Source organism: Acinetobacter sp. UBA2063, from assembly GCF_002333245.1.
Lineage (GTDB): Bacteria > Pseudomonadota > Gammaproteobacteria > Pseudomonadales > Moraxellaceae > Acinetobacter > Acinetobacter parvus.
Window position 1 is genome coordinate 8,193 of record NZ_DDAH01000240.1, and the last position, 1,298, is coordinate 9,490.

Sequence of the window (1,298 nt, forward strand, 5' to 3'; positions counted from 1 at the left end):
TTATTGGGCGGTATTACCGCAGAACAATTTTTAACTGAATACTGGCAAAAAAAACCACTGCTTGTACGTAACGCAATGCCCGAAATTGTTGGGCTGATTGAACCTGATGATGTCAGGGAGCTGGCATTGGAAGAGCAAGTCAGCGCACGTTTGATCCGTCAAAAAAACAAGAACCCGAATGAATGGCATGTTAAATCCTCGCCGTTAACCAAAGGTGATTTTCAAAAATTGCCAAATTTATGGACAATTTTAGTTCAAGCGATTGATCACTATTCCTTTGATATTTCAGAGCTTTGGAAAAAGTTTCCTTTTATTCCGCAATGGCGACGTGATGACATTATGGTGTCCTACGCACCCAAAGGCGGATCAGTTGGCAAACACTTCGACTTTTATGATGTTTTTCTGGTACAAGGACATGGTCATCGCCGCTGGCAGTTGGGTCAAATGTGTGACGAATCAACCGAGTTTGTGCCAGATCAACCTTTAAAATTATTGCCTGAAATGGATGTTCATTTTGATGAAGTTCTTGCACCAGGTGATTTACTTTATGTACCACCTGGACTTTCCCATTACGGTGTTGCGGAAGATGAATGCCTGACTTTTTCATTTGGTTTCCGTATGCCCAACCTCGCAGAAATGATGGATCGAATCAGTGACCAGTTTGCGGAAAACACCTTACTGAAAAATCCATTGCTGGATACTCCCCGCCAGCCTGCAACGACAATCGGTGAAATCAACGATACCGAATTTAGTTATTTAAAAAGTCAGCTCCTCGATTATCTGAGACAGGCACCTGAATTTGATGCGGCGATTATGGCATATATGAGCGAAGTCAAATATCCAGACAATATTCCTGAACCAGAAGAAATTGAGGCAAATGACCTGATTGAAATCGTGGATGCAGGCTATGCATTGATGCTTGAACCAGCGATGAAACTACTTTACAGACAGCAAAATGGATCATTAGAGTTTTGGGCAAATGGCGAACCTGTTTGTGTTTCTAAAGCGTTTGAAAAACAACTACAGCAACTAGCCAATGGTGAAAGCCTGATATTTGATAAACAGTTGAATGATACTGAAATACGGGAAGATATTGCCCAGTTGCTGAATGATGCCATTTTAATGCTGTTACCACCCAATTAAACTTGAAAAGTATAGCTATTAAATGAATCACTAAAAATGAGGGCCTGCAAAATATCAAAGGCCCTCATTAATCCAATACGACCCAAAAACCTGTTTTTGATAAGAGCTACATTTTATTCCCTGAATTAGAATAAGACTTACGCATTGACGGATTC

The 1,298-nt window shown here is 40.6% G+C and carries 1 protein-coding gene; it reads left to right on the forward strand.

The features are described from left to right. The coding region (locus tag B4H32_RS11500) for a cupin domain-containing protein (protein WP_286803163.1) at positions 1–1,143 on the forward strand (1,143 nt) is incomplete at its 5' end. Between the last annotated feature and the right edge of the window lie 155 nt (positions 1,144–1,298).